The sequence below is a fragment of the Thiohalorhabdus sp. Cl-TMA genome (genome assembly GCF_041821045.1).
In the GTDB taxonomy this organism is placed as follows: Bacteria; Pseudomonadota; Gammaproteobacteria; order Thiohalorhabdales; family Thiohalorhabdaceae; genus Thiohalorhabdus; species Thiohalorhabdus methylotropha.
The window spans coordinates 1-1,723 of the sequence record NZ_JBGUAW010000033.1 but is presented as its reverse complement, the minus strand read 5'-3'; the positions used below and the strand labels follow the sequence as shown (position 1 = coordinate 1,723).

Genomic DNA, 1,723 nt, shown 5'->3' with positions numbered 1-1,723 from the left:
CCCGGCTAATTCATCGGAGGCCCCAGACACAAGTATGGCGTGAGGCTTTTTCCCTTTATAATCAGAGGTGTCCAGACTCATCAGTACAAGGGAGAAGCCTCACGCCATGGGTGAAAGCGTAGAACTGCTCCGCCCTTCGTTCAACCGGTCCGTGGTGGTCGAGGCCCGCGAGGCCAACCAGAGCAGCGATGCCGGCCTGTTACTGGTCCGCGATGTCCTGGAGCGAGCCGGTACGTTCGACTTCTTGGCTTCGTGGCTCGCCGATCCGCGAGAGCCCGGGCAGATCACGCACCCGCTGCCCGATCAGCTGCGCACCGTGATCGGCCTGCTCGCCCAGGGCTGGGGCGATCTCGCCGATGCCGAGGGCCAGGCCACTGATCCGCTGCTGCGGATCGCCGGCAGCAGCCAGCGGGGGCTGAGCCCGCTGGAGGCGGCCCTGCCTTCGCAGCCAACGTTGTCCCGGCTTCTGGGCACGCTGGCCACCGAGGCCAACCGGGCCGTGCTGCACGAGGCCACCCTGCGCTTGGCCGGCCAGCGCCTGCGGGCCGCCAACGGCGGGCATCGCAAGCGCCGCCTGACCCTGGACATCGACGGCATGGCCATCGATGTCGCCGGCCACCAGGCCGGCTCGGCCTACAACGGCCACCTCGGCGGGCGGGTCTATTACCCGCTGATCGCCTCGGTCGCCGAAACCGGCGACCTGCTCGACGCCCGGTTGCGCGAGGGCAAGGCCCATCCCGCCGCCGAGGCGCCGGAGTGGATCCCCGCCGTGGTGGATCAGGCCCGGACGCACCTGTGCCAGGTGGGGCTGGCCCGCATGGATGCCGGGTTCACCGACAACGCGACCCTGTCGGCCCTGGAGGAGCGCGACGTCCCGTATGTGGGCCGTCTCCGGGGCAACCAGGCGCTAGATCGGCTGGCCGAGCCCCACCTGAAGCGCCCGGTGGGCCGGCCGCCCAAGGAGCCCCGCGAGGGGGCTATCGAGGAGCGCTACCAGGCCGGCTCCTGGCCGGCGGACCGGCGCCTGATCCTGGTAGTGCAGGAGCGGCCCGATGATCTGTTCCTGCACTGCCCTTCTGGCTGGTCACCAGCCTGGAGCCGGGGCCGTATCCGGCCAAAGAGGTCCTGCGGCTCTACCGCCAGCGCGGCAAGGCCGAGGGCCACATGGGCGAACTGAAAGACGTGCTTGCGCCCCGGCTGTCCGCCACCTCGCGGGGCGTCGCCACCGACGCCGAGGTCTTCGCCCGCAACGAGGCCTGGCTGTTGCTGCACCTGCTGGCCTACGAGGCCATGCACGCCCTGCGGGTGCCGCAGGAAGAGGCCACGGGCCAGGGCTTCAGCCTCAAGCGGCTGCGGGAGCAGGTACTGAAAACCGCCGCCCGCGTGCTGGTCCACGCCCGCCAGATTCGGGTTGTGCTCGCCCGGCCCGCGGTGCGGCTCTGGCAGCCCCTGTTCCAGCGCCTGGACCGATTGCGCTGGGCTGGCGGATAGCGCCAACGGCGCTGCTGAACAACCGAAACGGGCCCGCGCCGGGAGGCGCCCGGGGAGGCCAGTGCCGCAAGAAGCGCCGGCAGGGGCCGTTGCCCGCTTTTGGCCACCTCTTTGGGGCTCCAGCCAGACCGAAAGCCTCTTTTTCGGACTTATGCATTGCCCCAATCGGGGCATCCAAAGCCGATCAAGCTGCGGCCCAGGGCATTAACCGGCTATCCGTGAATAATCCGGG

At 69.7% G+C, this 1,723-nt stretch carries 1 pseudogene; it reads left to right on the top strand.

Features of this window, described 5'->3' with window-relative positions:
* Positions 1–106: 106 nt before the first annotated feature.
* Positions 107–1,491, top strand: a pseudogene (locus ACERLL_RS17720) (IS1380 family transposase).
* The last annotated feature ends 232 nt before the right edge of the window (positions 1,492–1,723 follow it).